An 18,056-nucleotide genomic window follows, 5' to 3' on the forward strand; every position below is an offset into this window, starting at 1 on the left:
CGAGTTCGATTCTTCACGACGCCGGGGGTCGTCAAATGGAGCCTGTCGACCGACCCAATGGCCTGGAATTTGACTGGCGAGTTTCTATTCAAGGATATCGTCTTGCTTTGTGTCTGCGCCGTGTCGTTCCTGGCCTCTTTGCCGCAGACTGTTGTAAAATCACGGACGACCTAGACCGGCCGCTCACGTGCTGGATTCGGTGGGCGACCTGTGGCCCTGTACGCGGCCGCTGGCCAATTGACGCAAACAGCTTGCTCTGCAAACCTCACCTAGCTTCGCGCGATAGGAGGGCGGACCGTGCTGCAAAGAGCGACACCGGAGCGACTGAGCGCGTTCTCCGACGGTGTGTTCGCCGTGCTCATCACGGTGCTGGTGTTGGAATTGAGACCGCCCGAGCGGCCCACTTTCGAAGCGTTGCTGGCTCTCTGGCCGACCTGGCTGAGCTATGCGGTGAGTTACGTCTTCATCGCGATCGTCTGGGTCAATCACCACCACCTGATGCGCTACGCCAGTGAGGCTACGCCGAGCCTCTTGTGGTTCAATTTTGCGCATCTGTTTTCGATGTCGCTGCTTCCGCTCTCCACGGCCTGGATGGCGGTGAGCGAGCTCGCGCCACAGCCGGTGGCTTTCTACGCGGCGGTCTTCTTTCTGGTGAACGCGACCTATATCGCGCTGATCTGGGAGCTCATCGATCGGACGCCACACGGGGACATCCCACCAAAGGTGCGCAGGATCATGCGGGTGCGGTCGCTGACGACGTTGTGCCTCTTCGGTGTGGCAGCAGTCGCGGCGCTGAGGTACCCACTTGTCGGCCTTGGAATCTGCATCTGCTGTCTCATCGTCTATCTGAGGCCAGAACCGACTTAGGCTCAGAAGCAGCACACCGAGCAGAAGCAGCTATTCCAGGTCGTTCTGCCGCGACTTTGATTCGGGCTATAGTGTCTTATCGGCGCCACGCATAACGACCTGAGGGCGTCATTTGGTAGACGACGCTGCAGCGCCTTCGCATCGTCCAACATGTTCCGATGGAAACCCGGAACAATGTCGTTGCAGATTCAAAGTGCTAAGAATTCGCGGATCTTTGTCGCGATCTCCCTCACATGGGTCTCAAGCGCAAAGTGGCCCGTTTCGAAGAAATGGATCATGGCGCCGGGAATATCGCGCCTGAACGCCTCGGCACCGCGTGGCAGGAAAAAGGGATCGTTCTTTCCCCAGACGGCCAGGAAACGTGGCTGGTGAGCCCGGAAATAGTTTTGGAAAGTCGGATACAGCGCGATGTTGCTCTTGTAGTCGCCCAAAAGATCCAACTGAATTTCGTCGGCGCCTGTGCGGGCTAAATAGAAGTTGTCGAGCGAATAGCCGTCCGGAGAAATCGCGGTCACGTCTGGCGCACCGTGCGTATACTGCCAGCGCGTCGTCTCTGGTGCCAGGAAGCTGCGGAGCACTTCTCGGTTGGACGGAGACGGCTCTTGCCAATAGTTCCGAACGGGACTCCAGCCCTCGCTCAACCCTTCCTCATACGCGTTGCCATTCTGTGAGATGATTGCGGTGATGCGATCCGGGTGTCGAACGGCGAGGCGAAAGCCGACGGGGGCACCATAGTCGAAGACGTAAATCGCGAAGCGATGGAGACCAATCGCCTCGGCGAAGCGATCGATTACGTTCGCGATATTCTCGAATGTGTAAGCGAAGGCGCTCCGCGGCGGCATGTCGGACTGGCCAAACCCGGGCAGGTCGGGAGCGACGAGGCGAAACTGATCCGCAAGGAGCGGGATGAGATCGCGAAACATGTGGCCGGCAGTGGGAAAGCCGTGCAACAGCAGGATCGTCGGCGCGTCCTTCGGCCCAGCTTCGCGGTAGAATACTCCTATGCCATCGACATCTACTTTCCTGTAGCTGACTGCGCGCATGGGAACTCCTTTCCCTCTAGAGGTCATCGACAGGGGGTCGAGAATGAAGAACCTAGAAAGGGTATCCGTCCCGACCTCCTCCTGGATGCTTCTACGACGCCGCGCATGGCCAACGTCGCGAAGCGTCCACAACACGTCACAGATTGCGGTAACCTCGTTCCTGTAGCACCCAGCTGTTGCCGTCCGGGTCCAAGAAATCCGCGAAGCTGGCGTAATCCCTGCGCGTGGGGTCGAGCCCGGTTGCGAAACCTCCGTCCCAGGCATCGATGGGTGTTTTGTGCCGGGCCTCACTGACATTGACCCCACGTTCGAGCAGGCGGCTCCGCATAGTTTCAAGGTCGGTCACGACGAGATAGACATTGCGTACTGATCCGATGGGCGCGTCGGTGACTCCGCGACGGATCTGTATCGAGCAGCTCGAGCCCGGTGGAGTGAGCTGCACGACGCGGAACGCGTCATTCGGCGAATAGTCGACATCAAGCGTGAAGCCGACCTGGTCGACATAGAACCGCAGCGCTCGCTCGACATCGCTCACCGGCAACGTGATCACCTCAATTGAGAGCTTCACGACTGCTTTGCTGGTTGTGTTCATCGCGCCGCGACTCCTCTTTGGTCTGATGTTCGCCGCCCTGATCTTCCACTTGCGGCGGGTTCCTCTTCCAAGTAACCGTGGCGGTCCCTCGGTCGGGAATCGAAATCCGGCCAGGATTCATAAGTCGATCACGACGTCACGAATCGGTCGTGAGCAGCAAACGAGAAGGTTGCCGTCAGCGGGCTTCTCGAGTGGCTGGGGTCCATAGGCGACCTCGCCCGAAACCAAACCGCTCTCACAGTTGTGACAAACACCGGTCCGGCACGACCAACGGACCGGGACGTCGCACGCCTCGGCCAGCTCCAAAATGCTCTGGTAGGCTGACGCCTTCCAGTGTACGGCGATGCCACTTCGCGCGAACGATACCAGCGGACCGGTGTTGGCGTCGTCCCTGGGCAGATGTGGAGTTCGCGTCGCCGCGCCGACGACACCAGGAGTCATCGACTCGCTGCCGTTGAAGATTTCGACATGCATCCGCTCCGGCGCCACGTCCAAGGCTGCGAGCGCCTCTTTCATGTCCGCCATGAAGCGAGTCGGCCCGCAGAGGTAGACATCCGCCTCTCGCGGGATGCCGACCTTGTCGAAGACCGATCGCGACAGGTGACCGGTAGCGTCGAAATCCTCGCCCATTTTGTCGCGCGAGCCTGGCCGGCTGTAACAGACATAGCTGCGGCCGCGGGTGAGTGCGGGCATGAGCCGGCGGACTTCGGCGGCAAATGGATGGTGCTGCCGGTCGCGAGCCGTGTGCAGCCACAAGACCTGCCGTGTCGAGCGGGCCGCCGCCAGCGCGTACAGCATCGCCAGCACAGGCGTCGCCCCGATTCCCGCGCTGAGCAACACCACGGGCCGCTCTCCCGACTGCAGAATGAAGCTTCCCCGCGGAGAGCTGACGTCGAGAACATCGCCCATGCGGACATGCTCCCGCAGGTAGGTTCCAGCCGCCCCATCCGGCTCGACCTTCACGCTGATCCGGTAGCGCTCCGTCGAGAGGGGACCCGAGAGCGAGTAGCTGCGAAAGAGTGGCGGGCCGCCGCCGATCCGTCGAAGACGCAAGACCACGTACTGACCGGGCAGAGCCTGTCGCAGCGGCTGACCGTCCGGATGCCGCATCGACAGGGAGAGGACGTCCGCGGACTCCTGATCTATCGCTGCCACCGCGAGCGGCTGAAATCCTGGTGCAACCGGATGCGCAGCCGCTGCCGGCGCGAGCCCTGCGTTGCCGCTTCCCGCGCCGGTCGTCTGATTCTGCAGTAACGCCTCAAACGACACGCGCCATCCGGGCGAAAGCGTCTCGATCCGCAAGGCGCGCTCCAGTCGATCGCGTGGATGATTGGGCAAATAGAGAAGCGCGTTGATCTCTGCGACTGTCATTCGCTCATTCGCTTCTCCCACCTTCATGATTTCGTCGCCGGCGCCTACTTCGCCTTCCTGCAGGACGCGGAAGTAGAACCCCGGACGGCCGCTGGATGTCAGCAATGCCGGCATCCGCGGCTCGTTCATCCGGATGCCGACCCGATAGCAGGTCACGCGGGGCTGAGTGACCTCGAACACTGCGCCGCCGATTTGATACCGGTCGCCGATGCCAACGGCATCGTCGGGTAATCCCTCAATCGTGAAGTTCTCGCCGAACTGTCCATGGACGAGGTCGGTCCTCTTCAGCTGTTCCTGCCAGTAGCGATACGATTCAATCTGGTAGACGAAGACGGCTCGCTGCTCACCCCCGTGGCCGCTCAGGTCGCCTTGACCGTCTCCATCCAGATTCAACCGGCCGACCCGGCAACGGCCACGCACGGGATTTTTCCAGATCCCGGTGTGTACAGTGCGGCCCTTCCATTCGATATCACGCGGCAGTCCGACGTTCACCGACAGCAGTCGCGCCATGTCCCGCTCCACTTTGATAGCGACCGAAGGTGCTTCCTAGCCGCCGCCATCTGGCTCATGGACCACCTCGGAAACGTCGATGTTGCGATCTGGGCCGTGCGCAACCACCGCCTGGCCCGGCTCGAGATGGAGCTGGGTGCCATCGAGATGGACCGAGACGATATCCGGTTCGAACGACACTAGGTTGGAGATGCGGCGAACCTCGGGATAGGCGTCAGGATACCACCATGCCGCCAGACGTGCCTCATCGATGGAGTAGTAGCTGCAGAGCCCCTTGTATGGGCAGAAGGTCTGGAGTTTCACGGGAGTGAGGGCGGACTCATCGATGTCGGCGCGTGGAACGTACCAGCGCGGCGCGAAGCCGGACTCGTAGAGCACGAGCGGCCGCTTGGTATCGGCGATGATCCGGTCACCATGGCGGACCACGAGGTTACGGGAAGCGCGGCGGATATCGATGCGGTGGTAGGGGTCAGCGGCATGGCCCACAATTCGCTCGTCTTCTTCGTAGAAAGCGTCCATAGCCCGCCAAGCGAACGCAACGCGTGCCTGCAGTTCGCTCGCATGGGGAGGAAGGCTGGTGTGCTGCCATGCCCCTCGCGGTGCGACGTGCTGCTCGTCGGCCCGGACGCTGTACCAGGACGTGAGCCCTAGATCGGCGTGTTGGGTGGTATGCTCGGTGCGTTCAAGGATGCGCGGGGAAATGTCGGTCTCCGGAAAGTAGGCGACCGGATAGCGGCCCGGTTCGAAGAACAGGAGGACATTCTCGCTATCGGCGATCCAGATCCCCCCGAAGCGAATGCGCATACGCCGGCGCAACCGCTCGACGTACAACAATCTCTTAGGCAGCGGTTCGGGCACGAGGAACCGGCCGATTGCTCCCGTTGAGAGTGGACCTTGTTGCCAAGACAGTCCCATGGTCTCCCCCATGGGTTTGATGTTCGAGCCCGCCAGCAACCTCCGAACGCAGATCCGGCAGCAAGGTTCCTCGACAGGCGCTTGTCAAATTCGCATCAATCCGAATTTGGTTGCGCGCTAATGGAGTCCACGCCCTAAAGCAGGATGTGTTTGGTTAAATCTGCTTGCCGCGATTTCGGTTTACCTCTCCCCGGCGGGGCGAGGTAAACCTTCGGCGCCGTTCCAGCTGAACCTAATCTCATCACGCTTTAGACCGCGATTTCCATGAGGTGCGCGCTGCAAAATGCGCAGTGGCGGCGGTCGCCCTGACGCGCTAGAGGTCTGGTTCTGATCAAATCAGAACCAAACCTGTCGATCTCTTGTTTTGACGCGTTTTCTTCACGCGAACCGGTAGCCACTTCGCTTGAAAACGCTATAGACATGCCCGCCATTCAGTGGAGACCCAAATGAGCATTCAGCGTTTCGAAACCGGCCCGCGCATGAGCCAGGCCGTCGTGCACGGCAACACCGTCTATCTCGCCGGCGTCGTCGCCGGCAAGGCCGCGGGCGGCAGCGTCACCGACCAGACCAAGGACATCCTGTCGATCATCGACGGCCACCTCGCCAAGGCCGGCACCGACAAGTCGAAGCTGCTCAGCGCGACGATCTACATCACCGACATGAAGACGTTCCCGGAGATGAACGCGGTGTGGGACGGCTGGGTCTCGGAGGGTAACACCCCGGCCCGCGCCACCGTCGAGGCCAAGCTGGCGGCGCCGCAGTACAATGTCGAGATCATGGTCGTCGCGGCCAAGTAAGCGCGACAAGTAAGCGCGCCGCACGTCGCGATAGATGTCGGATGCCCCGGATTGCAAAATCGCAGTTCGGGGCATTTCACATCACACCTCACGCGCTGATCCGCGATCGCTCGCTCGCGGTCTCGCCGAGATCAGATTGAAGCCAGCGGGCAATCCGACGCCACGAACCGGCCAAGGCCTCGCGGCCCATGAACAGGCCGAGGTGACTACACGGCTCGGTCTCTCGTTGCAGCCACGCGGGCCGCGTGCCCAACAGCCGCATCGTCGCAAACGCCTGATCGGGCGGAACGACGATGTCGTTCTCCGCAGCGAGCAGGAAGACCGGCAGCTTCACCGCAGCAAGATCGATTTTGCGGCCAAGCGCGACGAAGTGTCCGGCCGCAATCCGGTTCTGGCGAAAGATCAAGTCGGTCACTTCAAGGTAGTAGGTACCCGGCAGATCGAGGGGATCGCTGTCCCAGTGTGTGAAACAGTCGAGCAGCGCTCGTGCATCCTCCGACTTGCGGTCGAGCCGTCGCTGCAGCGCCGCTTCCACGTCAAGCAGACTGAACGGGATACTCCAGACCTTCAGCATCTGCTTGCCACTGACAATCCCATCCCCCTGACGCACCAGCACCTCGAAGCCTTGCTGCGGCAGCGAGGCGACCATCCGGGAAAGCTCCGACGGCACCGAAACGTCCACCGGGCTGCCTGCAAGCACAAGCCGTCGTACCTTGCCCGGAAAGCGCGCCGCATAGAGCAAGGACAGCCAGCCGCCCTGACAGAGACCTGCAAGGTCGACCGGCGGCCCGATCGTGTCGACGGCCACGTTGAGATCGGACAGAAAGGTGTCGATCGAGAAATATCGCATCTCCGGTGCCGCCGAGCGCCAATCCGTGAGATAGAGACGCGCAACGCCGGCCTTCTGCAACGCCTCCATCAGGCTGTGGCCGGGGGCGAGATCCGCAATCTGCGCGCGATGCAGCGCATAGGGCGCGCAGACCAGCAATGGCCGGCCTTCGGCCGCTCTTGAGAAATCCAGCAAGCACATCGACGGCAGCTGAAGCGCGACCGAATGGGCTGTCGTCCAGGGCAGCGACGCCACTTCGCCCGGCGAATCTGTGGGCTCGGGCGCACGATTGGGGTACCACTGCGAGTAGATGTCCAGTGCCAATCGCGCGGCTTCAAACGGCCATAGCCAAGCGTCCTGCGCCCAGCTAGCGCTCGCACTTCGATCCGATGGATCCGTCTTTTCGGGCAAGCTCATTCACCGATTGATCGCTACCGGGATGGTCTGGCCAACGCGGGTCACCTTCACGCTGATCAAGAGCCGACAAATTCAGGTCGGAACAGTTTACGCCAAACGGGCTGGAGCGGCAGCCACGCCGGGATGTCACGATCTCGCGACCCCGGCGCGGCTTGCTGCCAAGCAGCAAAAGCCGTCGTTTCAGCGGACTAAAGCGCGATGAGATTGGGTTGAATCATCATCGCGCTCTAGCTCCTTGTTTGAGCATGATCTTTTCGGAAAACCGCTTCACACTTTTCCGGATCATGCTCTAGGCGGCGCGCGCCGTGCCCTTCTCCGCCTCGAGCTTGCGCGCGAACAGCCAGCGGAAATAGGTCAGCGGGGCATCGGCGCCGATCGCGAGCAGCTGATAGTCCGGATCGGCATCGAACACGCGCTGCTGCGCCTCGATGATGTCCTTGTCCTCGTTGAACCCTTCCTCGAGGCTGCGCCGCAGCGACAGTGCGATGTTCGGATTGTCGATGTCGAAATCGTGCAGGTAATTCCAGAAGAAGTGCGTGGTCGAGCGCGTCTCCGGCGTCATGAACTGCGCGTTGCGATATGACCGTGTGCCCGGAACCTGGACGCCCTTCTCGACGCCCTGCCCCGCCGGCGCGAACGTGGTGTCGAGCGTGAAGATGCCGGGCACGATCATGCGGCCGACATTGCGGCGGTCGATCGTGTCGGTTTTGTTCGGGATCACCTTCTTGTGGTAGGGCGGCGGCTCGGCGCCCATGTGCCAGCGCTCGACGCGAAAACCGTCGTCCAGCTTCTCGATCGCGACCGGCTTGGTCTTGTAGGCGTATTCCTCCGAACCGCCGAGCGTGTTGGTGTGCACGAAGGCGAGATGCGCGAAGTCGCTGAGATTGTCGACGATCAGGAGCCAATTGGCCTTGTAGTGCATGTAACCCGGCAGGCCGCGCCATCTGGGATCCTCGAGCGGCGGATAGTCGAGGATCAGTTTCGGATCGGCCTTCTCCGGGTCGCCGGTCCAGATGAAGATCAGATTGTAGCGCTCGACCACCGGATAGCTGCGCACGCCGAGCTTGGCGGGGATCGTGTCCTGCCCCGGGATCTGGATGCATTTGCCGTCGGCCGCGAACTTCATGCCGTGATACATGCACCTGATGTCGTCGCCCTCGATGCGTCCCATCGAAAGCGGCGCGGCGCGATGGCAGCAGCGGTCGTCCAGCGCGACGACTTTCCCGCTCGACCCGCGATAGAGCACGATCGGCCGTTCCAGGATGGTGCGTGCGACCATCTTGCCGTCGATCAGTTCGTGATTCCACGCCGCCACATACCAGGTGTTGCGCAGGAAAATTCCGTCGTCAGCCATCTCACCCTCCCGATGCAAGATTTGGTTGCGACGAGGTTAGGTGATTGCGGTCATCGGGATAATCCGATTTGGCTGGACACACTGTACCGGTGGATGGACAATCGGCCATGGAGTGGCGCGACTGGGAGCTGTTTTGCGAGGTTGTCGAGCATGGCGGCTTCACGGCCGCCGCGCGTGTGCTTGGCCATCCCAAATCGAGCCTCAGTGCTGCGGTGCAGCGTCTCGAAGCCAATCTCGGGCTGCGGCTGATCGAGCGGACCACGCGCCACCTGCGGCTGACCGATTCCGGCGAGACCATCTATCGCAAGGTGCGCCCGCTGTTCGCCGCGCTGCACGACACCCACAGCGAGGCGCTGGCGATGTCGAGCGCGGTCGCGGGCACGCTGCGCATCAAGGCGCCTTACGAATTCGGCGCGCATCACGCGGGGCCGGTCGCCTGCGCGGTGATGGGCCGCTACCCCGAGCTCGCGATCCGGATCGATGTCGAGCATGACATCGTCAACCCGATCGCCGAGAATTACGACATCGTGTTTGCGATGCTGGAGGCGCCGCTGCCGTCGGCCGGCATCGTGATCCGCCGCGTCTTCACGCTCGAGCGCGGCCTGTTCGCAGCCCCCGCGCTGCTCGACAAGCTCGGCGAGCCACGCGCGCTGGATGATCTGCGAAAGCTGCCGCTGTTGACCGGCCCCAGCGATCCGCCATGGGCGATCACCGCTCCCGGCGGCGCGGTCGAGCATCTCGCGGTCGATCGCGCGCGCCTCACCAGTTCGAATGCCCATGTCCGCCTGCAGGCGGCGCTCGCCGGCCATGGCGTGCTGCGGGTCACCGCCAGCTACACCCGCGCCGCCGTCGCGGCCGGCCAGTTGCGGCGATTGCTGCCCGATCATGCCTGCGAACCGCTCAACGTGCACGCGCTGTTGCCGGCGCGGCAATTTGTCCCGGCAAAGGTGCGCTGTTTCCTCGACGCGATGGAGGCGCATGCGCGCGGCGATCCGGAGGCCTATATCAGGCCGTAGGGGCCTTTTTTGGCCGATCACCATTTTCCCGGGAACCTGTACGGCCACTTGGCATCCAATGGTATTATTCCGCCAACAGTGAGGGCGACCCCGCCATGCGCCAGGCCCATGTAACGTCCCTGCCGCCGACCAGCTCGGGCGATGCCGAGCTCGTGCAGCGCGCGCTTGCCCGCGACGAAGCCGCAATCCGCGCCATCATGCAGGCGAACAATCGCCGGCTGTTCCGGCTGGCGCGCGGCATCCTCCGCAACGACCACGAGGCCGAGGACGTGGTTCAGGACGCCTATGTGCGCGCCTTTACCCATCTCGACCAGTTCCGCGGCGACTCCAGCCTTTCGACCTGGCTGTCGCGGATCGCAATGAACGAGGCGCTCGGCCGCCTGCGCCGCAGGCACAGCAGCGTCGAATGGTCCGATCTGCCGAAAGGCGCTCCTGAAGCCCAGATCATCCAGTTCCCCCTGTCGTCAACAGACGATCCGGAAAAATCCATGGCCCAGCGTGAGATCCAGCACGTCGTCGAGCACGCGATCGACGAGCTGCCGGAGGCGTTCCGCCTCGTCTTCATCACTCGCGTGATCGAGGGCATGAATGTCGAGGAGACCGCTGAGATCCTCGGCCTCAAGCCGGAAACCGTGAAGACCCGCCTGCACCGCGCCCGCACCATGCTACGCGACAATGTCGAGCGGAAGATCGGTCCCGTCGTCATGGAGGCCTTTCCCTTCGCGGGCAAACGCTGCGAGCGATTGACCGAGGCGGTTCTGAAACGGCTCCGCGCCACGGCCTGAAATTTTTCGGGAACCTCTGCTCGTCCGCGCCATCCAACTCCTGTGCAAGCAACGACGCGCCGCGCGCTACGCCCGGCTCAACAGGAGTTTCAAACCATGTTCGTTCGATTGAGTATCGCGGTCGCCGCGCTCAGCCTTCTCAACTGCGCAGCGCTGGCGCAGGGCGCAAAGCCGACCGATCCGCAGATCGCACATATCGCCTATACGGCAGGTGTGATCGACATCAATGCCGCCAAGCAGGCGGAAGAGAAGGCTTCCAACAAGGAGGTCAAGGCGTTCGCCAAGGACATGGCGCGCGACCACGAGGCGGTGAACAAGCAGGCGCTCGACCTCGTCAAGAAGCTGAAAGTGACGCCGGAGGACAACGACACCAGTAAGGCGCTGTCGAAGCAGGCGGCCGACAAGCTCGCCGAGCTCGGCAAGCTGAAGGGCGCCGCCTATGACAAGGCCTATATCGACAACGAGGTCGCCTACCACAAGGCCGTCAACACCGCGCTGGAGACGCAGCTGATCCCCTCGGCCAGCAATCCCGAGCTGAAGAGCCTGCTGCAGACCGGCCTGAAGATCTTCCAGGGCCACCAGCAGCATGCCGAACACGTCGCGGCCAGCCTGAAGTAAGGAGACGCGTGATGTTGTCAGGACGCTATCTCGCAACGCTGGCCTTGCTCGCGCTCGGCGCGATGGCCGTCCCGGCGCATGCGGCCACCATCCAGATCGTGATGGAAAACCTGGTGATCTCGCCGGCCGAGGTGTCGGCCAAGGCCGGCGACACCATCGAATGGGTCAACAAGGACGTGTTCGCCCACACCGCCACCGCGAAGAACGGCGACTTCGACGTGACGATCGCGCCGAAGAAGACGATCAAGTCGGTTCTGACCAAGGCCGGCACGGTCGACTATTACTGCCGATACCATCCCAACATGAAGGCGGTGCTGACGATCGCACCATAGCCTGCGCGATGACCTCCGAGGTAATCGATCGGCGCTCGCGAACCTTCGATAGTCCGGACCGCCGCACAGTCCGGCACTATCGAAGGAGAGCACCATGACCGACCATGCCACCATCGCCCGCCGCTATATCGATCTCTGGAACGAGCGGACGCCAAGCCGGCGTCGCGAGATGCTGAGCGAGAACTGGACCGCCGATGCGCGCTATATCGATCCGCTGATGAGCGGCGACGGCCATGAGGGCGTCGACGCGCTGATCGCGGGCGTGCAGCAGAAGTTTCCGGACTTCCGCTTCAAGCTGATCGGGGAGCCGAACGGCTTCGGCGACCATGTCCGGTTCTCCTGGGGCCTTGGCCCTGACGGCGTCGACAGCCCGATCAAGGGCACCGACTTCGCCATGCTGAAGGACGGCCGGATCAGGAGCATCACCGGCTTCCTCGACCAGGTGCCGGGCGCCTGAGGCCTTCCTCAGGCAACCACGACCTATATCCTCTCGTCATTCCCCGGTGCGCAATTGCGCACCGGGGAATGACGAGGGGACAGAACGCCAACGCCGTTACGTCAACGGCTTCCACGCCGGCGACGTCGCTGATAGTCTTCCCGAAACACAGGGAGGACGCCATGAAGGCAGGTCACGCCTTCAAGACTTCTGTCGTCAGCGACATCACGCCGGCGCTGCTGGCGATCGGCCGCGACAGCTTTCCGCAGGCCCTGATCGGCGCGCTACGCCGCGTCGCCGGTGTCGGTCATTGCATGGTGTTCTCGTTCACCGGCCCGCGGACCGCCGCGTGCCTGCTCGATGTCGGCAACATCCCGACCGGGCGCGACCTCGGGATCGCCTATTCCGAACATTTCCATCAGGCCGACCCGAACCGCGATGCGGTGTTCGAGGGACGGACCCAGCCCGCGCCGATCGTGCTGCCGACCTTCGCCCGCCGCATGTACAGCGACGGCTACCGCAAGATCTTCTTCGACGACTCCGACATTGTCGACAAGTTCGCTTCCGCGATCTGGACCGGCGACACCTGCTTCTATGTCAACTTCTACCAGATCACCGCGCAAGGCCGCTTCAGCCGCGAGCAGATCGCGCGCCTGGCCGCGGTCGCGCCGGCGCTGACGGCGGCCGTGGCGCGGCATTTCCAGCGCGACCCGGCAGCGGATGTTGATCCGATCGAGCGGTTGAAGATCCTGTTTGCAACCGCTGAGCCGCTCGCCAGGCTGACCGGGCGTGAGAAGGAGGTCTGCCTGCGCATCCTCTCCGGTCTCAGCTCGGAAGCGATCGCCGCCGAGCTCGGCATCGGGCTGCACTCCGCCCTCACCTATCGCAAGCGTGCCTATGACAAGCTCGGCATCTCCTCGCAGAACGAGCTGTTCGCGATCGCGCTGCGCCTGATGGCCTCGGCGCGCAGCCTGAACTGACGGAACCTTGAACGGCGGCCCCCCCAGAGCGATCGCCTATAAAAGGATCTGTCGGGCAGCGTCCTCGCGGCCATCCTTCGAGACGCTCGCCTTCGGCGCGCTCCTCAGGATGACGGGTCTTGTTTTGCGGCACAATAGTAGACCCTCATGGTGAGGAGCGCCGCTTGCGGCGCGTCTCGAACCACGAGGCCGAGTTACCTCCGTAGCCGCCGAAGCGTCATATGCGATTGCCCTACCCCGCCCCCGCTGTCCCCAGCGCTGGGGACAGACGGGCCGCGCCTGCCGGCCTATGCTCGGCTCGAAAACCTGAGGCCAAACCGAGATCACGTCGTGAGCACCGCGCCCCATTTCGACATCGACGTCCCCGCCTTCTGGCAGGACCCCTATCCGACGCTGGCGCGCATGCGCAAGGAGGCGCCGATCGCCTACGTGCCGCAGCTCGGCAGCACACTGCTGTGCAACCGCGACGACATCTTCATCTCCGAGAAGCAGATCGACGTGTTCTCGTCGCACCAGCCCGAGGGGCTGATGAACAAACTGATGGGCCACAACATGATGCGCAAGGACGGCGATGCGCACATGAACGAGCGCAAGGCGATCTTTCCGGCGATCTCGCCCAAAACCGTCCGATCACACTGGACCGCGCAGTTCACAGCACACGCGACGCGCATCCTCGACAAACTGAAGCCGGACGGCGTGGTCGATTTCGTGCAGGCCTTCGCGCTGCCATTCTCGGCCGAATGCCTGAAGTCGATCACAGGCCTCACCAATATGCGCTTCCAGGACATGAACGCCTGGTCGCAGGGCATGATCGACGGTATCGCCAATTATGTCGGCGATCCCGCGATCGAGGCGCGCTGCCATGCGGCGACCTCCGGCATCGACGCCGCGATCGACGACATGGTCCCTGGGCTGCGCAAAACGCCCGACCTCAGCCTGCTCGGCGTGATGCTGCAGACCGACATGCCGATGGAGAGCGTGCGCGCCAATATCAAGCTTGCGATCTCGGGCGGCCAGAACGAGCCGCGCGATGCGATCGCCGGCACGGTATGGGCGCTGCTGACCCATCCCGACCAGCTTGCGCTGGCGGCGAGCGGCACGATCCCGTGGCTGCAGGTGTTCGAGGAATATGCGCGCTGGATCTCGCCGATCGGGATGTCGCCGCGGCGGATCGCAAAGCCCTGGACGATCAGGGACGTCGCATTCGAGACCAATGAGCGCGTGTTCCTGATGTTCGGCTCGGCGAACCGCGACGAGAAGCATTTCGACCGGCCCGACGCGTTCGACGTGCGCCGCGACGCCGGCAAAAGCATCGCGTTCGGTGCCGGACCGCATTTCTGCGCCGGTGCCTGGGCCTCGCGCGCCATGGTCGCCGACGTCGCGCTGCCCGCGATCTTCAACCGGCTGAAGAAGCTGCGCCTGATCGAGCACAAGCCGGCGCGGATCGGCGGCTGGGCGTTCCGCGGCCTGCTGGATTTGCCGCTGACGTGGGACGCGTAGCCCCCGTTACCGTCCCCAGCGCAGCACAACCGGATCGAGTGTCCGCGCGATCTCGATCAGCCCCGCGCGCGTCGCGGGATGCAGCGGTTGCAGCGGGTGGCGCACCGCATCGGACTTGATGACGCCGCCTTCGCGCATCAGCACCTTGCAGGCCTGCAGCCCGCATTGGCGGTTCTCGTAGTTGATCAGCGGCAGCCAGCGCGCATAGGCCCGCACCGCCTCGTCGCGGCGGCCGGCAAAGAACGGATCCATGATCTGGCGGATGCCGTCGGGATAGCCGCCGCCGGTCATCGCACCGGTGGCGCCGGCATCGAGATCGGCCATCAGCGTGATCGCCTCCTCGCCGTCCCACGGCCCCTCGATCTCGGCGCCGCCCTTCTCGATCAGGCCGCGCAGCTTGTTCGCGGCCATCGGCACCTCGATCTTGAAGTACCTGACATTGGCAAGCTCCTTCGCCATCCGCGCCAGGAAGTCGACCGACAGCGGCGTGCCCGCGACCGGCGCGTCCTGGATCATGATCGGGATGTTGATGGCATCCGACACGACCCGATAAAACTCATAGATGCCCGGCTCGCCGACGCGGAAGGTCGCGCCGTGATAGGGCGGCATCACCATCACCATCGCGGCCCCGGCGGCCTCCGCCTGACGGCTGCGCTCAGCGCACACCGCCGAGGAGAAATGCGTCGTGGTGACGATGACGGGAATGCGGCCGGCGACATGCTCGAGCACCGTATGCATCACGGTCTCGCGCTCGGCGTCGGTCAGCACGAACTGCTCGGAGAAGTTGGCGAGGATACAGATGCCGTGGGAGCCGGCGTCGATCATGAAGTCGACGCAGCGCCGCTGCCCATCGAGGTCGAGATTGCCGCTGGCGTCGAAGATGGTCGGCGCCACGGGGAAGACGCCGCGATAGGGGCGCTTTGCGACTGACGTCATGATAACGACCTCCCAGGTTGTTGTCGGATTTTCTTGTCAGCTCTGGCGGAACGGCAGCGGCGGGCCGTCGAGCCGGCGCAGGCCCGGCTCGCGCCGCTCCAGCCACCAACCATACTGCTTCGGCCACGACGCGAACACCTCGCCGCCTCCACCGCCGAGCGCAAGCTCGGCATGCAGCGGCCAGTTCGGATCGAACAGCGCCTCGCGCCCGATCGCGACCAGGTCGGCATGGCCTTTGGCGAGGACGTCTTCGGCCTGCTGCGGGTGCAGGATGAGGCCGACCGCGATGGTCGCAATGTCGGCGGCGCGGCGGATCTCATCGGCATAGGGCACCTGAAAGCCGTAGCCGCGCGGAATCCGCGCCGCGGTCGCCGAGCCGAGCAGGCCGCCCGACGAGCAATCGATCAAATCGACGCCGCGCGCCCTGGCTTCGCGGGCGAACGCGACCTGGTCCTCGAGCGTCAGGCCGCCGTCGACGCCGTCGACCGAGGAAATCCGCACCGACAGCGGCCGCTCCGCCGGCCAGGCGGCGCGCACGGTCTCGATGATCTCGAGCGGATAGCGCATCCGCCCGGCGCGATCGCCGCCATAGGCATCGGTGCGGCGGTTCGACAAGGGCGAGAGGAATTCGTGCAGCAGATAGCCATGCGCGCAATGCACCTCGACGAATTCGAAGCCGGCCTCCACCGCGCGCAAGGTGGCGCGCCGCCATTGCTCGCGCAGCGCGGCGAGTTCGGCCGCGTCGAGCGCGTGCGGCATCAACCAGCCTTCTTCCATCGGGATCGCGCTCGGCGCCACCGTGCGCCACGGCAGATCGCCGCGGGCACGATCGGCCGCATCGAGAGCGGCATTGCCGTACCAGGGACGCTGCATGCTGGCCTTGCGGCCGGCATGCGCGAGCTGGATCGAGGGCACGGCGCCATTGTCCTTGAGGAAGGCGGCGATGCGCTCGAGCGGCGCGATCTGCTCGTCGCTCCAGATGCCGACATCGCCATGGGTGATGCGGCCCTCCGCGGTCACCGCCGCGGCCTCGACCATCACGAGCCCGGCGCCGCCCTGGGCAAACTTGCCGAGATGCACGAGATGCCAGTCATTGGCCAAGCCGTCGGTTGCCGAATACTGGCACATCGGCGAGATCAGGATGCGGTTTCGGGAGGTCACGCCGCGAAGCGTGATCGGCTGAAACAGAAGCGGCTGCGACATCGGGACCTGCGGGACGGTGTTGGCGGGAGAAATCGTGGCGGAAAGCTAGGCGGCGCGCCCCGGGATCGCAAGCCACACCGCGGCGCAGGCGGCAAGACCTGCACGCATGCAGCACGTGCGCAACGGCGCGATCTGCAAAACCCGCAACATCTGCCGCAGAAAAATCTCCCGGCTGGTAAATACTTTCGGTCATTCCCGGGTCACATCGCGGATCGCAATTCGGCGCGGACATCCCTACATTGCCGGCATGAAGAAAATCGGATTCCTTTCGTTCGGGCACTGGACGCCCTCGCCGCAGTCGCAGGCCCGCTCAGCCGCGGATGTGCTGCTGCAATCCATCGACCTTGCGGTCGCCGCCGAAGAGCTCGGCGCGGACGGCGCATATTTTCGTGTCCATCACTTCGCGCGCCAGCTAGCCTCGCCGTTCCCGCTGCTGGCGGCGGTCGGCACCAGGACCAGCCGGATCGAAATCGGCACCGCCGTGATCGACATGCGCTACGAAAATCCGCTCTACATGATCGAGGACGCCGGCGCGGCCGACCTGATCGCGAGGGGACGCCTGCAACTCGGCATCAGCCGCGGCTCGCCCGAGCAGGTGATCGATGGCTGGCGCTATTTCGGCTATCAGCCGGGCGAGGGCGAAACCGACGCCGACATGGGCCGGCGTCACGCCGAGATCTTCCTCGACATGCTGCGCGGTCAGGGATTTGCGCAGCCCAATCCACGGCCGATGTTTCCCAATCCTCCCGGCCTGCTGCGGCTCGAACCGCTCTCGGAAGGCCTGCGCGAGCGCATCTGGTGGGGCGCCGGCTCGAACGCCACCGCGGTGTGGGCGGCGAAGCACGGGATGAACCTGCAGAGCTCGACACTGAAGAGCGACGAGACCGGAGAGGCTTTCCATATCCAGCAGGCGGCCCAGATCCGGGCCTATCGCGCCGCCTGGAAGGAGGCCGGGCACACGCGCGAGCCGCGGGTCTCGGTGAGCCGCAGCATCTTCGCGCTGGTCGACGATCGCGACCGCGCCTATTTCGGCAACGGGCAGGAGGAAGACCAGATCGGCTTGATCGACGAGAGGACGCGCGCGATCTTCGGCCGCGGCTACGCAGCCGAGCCGGACAGGCTGATCGAGCAGCTCAAGACCGATGAGGCGATCGCGGAGGCCGATACCTTGCTTCTGACCGTCCCCAATCAACTCGGCGTCGCCTACAACACGCATGTGATCGAGACGATCCTGACCCAGATCGCGCCCGCTTTAGGCTGGCGCTGAATCCATCGCGCAACGTCAGCGATACTCGGCCGGCGCGCACGCTCGTCACATCGGGCAGAACCGGGATAAGGACCCGCGCCGACCGTCTTCTAGGGGGGCTGTTGAGAGGGAACGGCCCGGCGCGGGCTTGAACCGACCGTTCTCGCCGGAGGTCGGTCGGCTCTGTTCGACCAATGCCGGAACCCGCGACATCGTTCCGGTGGAACTTCGTTCTCAAACGCGGAGAACTACGGAAACATAACTGCGCGTTGTGAGAAGAACAGGTCGAGTACGGTTCGTTAGGCGCGC

The 18,056-nt window shown here is 63.8% G+C and carries 18 protein-coding genes; 10 read left to right on the forward strand and 8 right to left on the reverse strand.

Annotation, left to right across the window (positions count from 1 at the left end; genetic code table 11):
* The first annotated feature begins 297 nt into the window (after positions 1 to 297).
* Positions 298 to 867: a TMEM175 family protein gene (locus QJT82_RS08740; protein ID WP_155258354.1), complete on the forward strand. Its 570-nt coding sequence runs from the start codon at positions 298 to 300 to the stop codon at positions 865 to 867.
* A gap of 188 nt (positions 868 to 1,055) precedes the next feature.
* Here QJT82_RS08740 and QJT82_RS08745 read toward each other — a convergent pair whose 3' ends face one another.
* The 4 genes from QJT82_RS08745 to QJT82_RS08760 form a co-directional block, all read right to left on the reverse strand.
* On the reverse strand, positions 1,056 to 1,910 hold the full coding sequence (locus tag QJT82_RS08745; RefSeq protein ID WP_028339037.1) for an alpha/beta hydrolase: 855 nt from the start codon (positions 1,908 to 1,910) through the stop codon (positions 1,056 to 1,058).
* Between the two features lie 136 nt (positions 1,911 to 2,046).
* Complete coding sequence (locus QJT82_RS08750) at positions 2,047 to 2,502, reverse strand: VOC family protein (protein ID WP_035631016.1); 456 nt, start codon at positions 2,500 to 2,502, stop codon at positions 2,047 to 2,049.
* Positions 2,503 to 2,619: 117 nt separating this feature from the next.
* Positions 2,620 to 4,383, reverse strand: a complete 1,764-nt coding sequence (locus QJT82_RS08755; RefSeq protein ID WP_028339039.1) for an MOSC and FAD-binding oxidoreductase domain-containing protein — start codon at positions 4,381 to 4,383, stop codon at positions 2,620 to 2,622.
* A 36-nt stretch (positions 4,384 to 4,419) separates the two neighbouring features.
* Positions 4,420 to 5,214: a DUF427 domain-containing protein gene (locus QJT82_RS08760; protein WP_245288643.1), complete on the reverse strand. Its 795-nt coding sequence runs from the start codon at positions 5,212 to 5,214 to the stop codon at positions 4,420 to 4,422.
* A 530-nt stretch (positions 5,215 to 5,744) separates the two neighbouring features.
* Here QJT82_RS08760 and QJT82_RS08765 point away from each other — a divergent pair.
* On the forward strand, positions 5,745 to 6,095 hold the full coding sequence (locus QJT82_RS08765; RefSeq protein WP_028339041.1) for a RidA family protein: 351 nt from the start codon (positions 5,745 to 5,747) through the stop codon (positions 6,093 to 6,095).
* Between the two features lie 88 nt (positions 6,096 to 6,183).
* Here QJT82_RS08765 and QJT82_RS08770 read toward each other — a convergent pair whose 3' ends face one another.
* Positions 6,184 to 7,179 carry an alpha/beta fold hydrolase gene (locus tag QJT82_RS08770; protein ID WP_028339042.1) on the reverse strand — a complete coding sequence of 332 codons (996 nt, stop codon included), beginning with the start codon at positions 7,177 to 7,179 and terminating at the stop codon, positions 6,184 to 6,186.
* 451 nt (positions 7,180 to 7,630) lie between these two features.
* The gene (locus QJT82_RS08775; protein WP_028339043.1) at positions 7,631 to 8,695 is read right to left on the reverse strand and encodes an aromatic ring-hydroxylating dioxygenase subunit alpha; all 1,065 of its coding nucleotides are present in this window, start codon (positions 8,693 to 8,695) and stop codon (positions 7,631 to 7,633) included.
* A gap of 107 nt (positions 8,696 to 8,802) precedes the next feature.
* Between QJT82_RS08775 and QJT82_RS08780 the strand changes: the two genes are divergently transcribed.
* The 7 genes from QJT82_RS08780 to QJT82_RS08810 all read left to right on the forward strand — a co-directional run bounded on the left by QJT82_RS08780 (position 8,803) and on the right by QJT82_RS08810 (position 14,362).
* Complete coding sequence (locus QJT82_RS08780) at positions 8,803 to 9,711, forward strand: LysR family transcriptional regulator (protein WP_028339044.1); 909 nt, start codon at positions 8,803 to 8,805, stop codon at positions 9,709 to 9,711.
* A gap of 95 nt (positions 9,712 to 9,806) precedes the next feature.
* A complete protein-coding gene (locus QJT82_RS08785; protein ID WP_028339045.1) occupies positions 9,807 to 10,496 on the forward strand; it encodes an RNA polymerase sigma factor in 690 nt (229 codons plus the stop codon).
* A gap of 96 nt (positions 10,497 to 10,592) precedes the next feature.
* On the forward strand, positions 10,593 to 11,114 hold the full coding sequence (locus tag QJT82_RS08790; RefSeq protein ID WP_028339046.1) for a DUF4142 domain-containing protein: 522 nt from the start codon (positions 10,593 to 10,595) through the stop codon (positions 11,112 to 11,114).
* An 11-nt stretch (positions 11,115 to 11,125) separates the two neighbouring features.
* On the forward strand, positions 11,126 to 11,446 hold the full coding sequence (locus QJT82_RS08795; protein WP_028339047.1) for a cupredoxin domain-containing protein: 321 nt from the start codon (positions 11,126 to 11,128) through the stop codon (positions 11,444 to 11,446).
* A gap of 94 nt (positions 11,447 to 11,540) precedes the next feature.
* Positions 11,541 to 11,903, forward strand: a complete 363-nt coding sequence (locus QJT82_RS08800; protein WP_028339048.1) for a nuclear transport factor 2 family protein — start codon at positions 11,541 to 11,543, stop codon at positions 11,901 to 11,903.
* A gap of 161 nt (positions 11,904 to 12,064) precedes the next feature.
* A complete protein-coding gene (locus QJT82_RS08805) occupies positions 12,065 to 12,862 on the forward strand; it encodes a helix-turn-helix transcriptional regulator (RefSeq protein WP_028339049.1) in 798 nt (265 codons plus the stop codon).
* 330 nt (positions 12,863 to 13,192) lie between these two features.
* Positions 13,193 to 14,362: a cytochrome P450 gene (locus tag QJT82_RS08810; protein WP_028339050.1), complete on the forward strand. Its 1,170-nt coding sequence runs from the start codon at positions 13,193 to 13,195 to the stop codon at positions 14,360 to 14,362.
* Positions 14,363 to 14,368: 6 nt separating this feature from the next.
* Here QJT82_RS08810 and QJT82_RS08815 read toward each other — a convergent pair whose 3' ends face one another.
* Positions 14,369 to 15,298, reverse strand: a complete 930-nt coding sequence (locus QJT82_RS08815; protein WP_028339051.1) for a dihydrodipicolinate synthase family protein — start codon at positions 15,296 to 15,298, stop codon at positions 14,369 to 14,371.
* Positions 15,299 to 15,334: 36 nt separating this feature from the next.
* Positions 15,335 to 16,501: an NADH:flavin oxidoreductase/NADH oxidase gene (locus QJT82_RS08820; protein WP_259245043.1), complete on the reverse strand. Its 1,167-nt coding sequence runs from the start codon at positions 16,499 to 16,501 to the stop codon at positions 15,335 to 15,337.
* 247 nt (positions 16,502 to 16,748) lie between these two features.
* Between QJT82_RS08820 and QJT82_RS08825 the strand changes: the two genes are divergently transcribed.
* Positions 16,749 to 17,768: an LLM class flavin-dependent oxidoreductase gene (locus QJT82_RS08825; protein ID WP_028339052.1), complete on the forward strand. Its 1,020-nt coding sequence runs from the start codon at positions 16,749 to 16,751 to the stop codon at positions 17,766 to 17,768.
* Positions 17,769 to 18,056 lie beyond the last annotated feature (288 nt).

The sequence above is a fragment of the Bradyrhizobium sp. Mp19 genome (genome assembly GCF_029952935.1).
GTDB classification, from domain to species: domain Bacteria; phylum Pseudomonadota; class Alphaproteobacteria; order Rhizobiales; family Xanthobacteraceae; genus Bradyrhizobium; species Bradyrhizobium elkanii.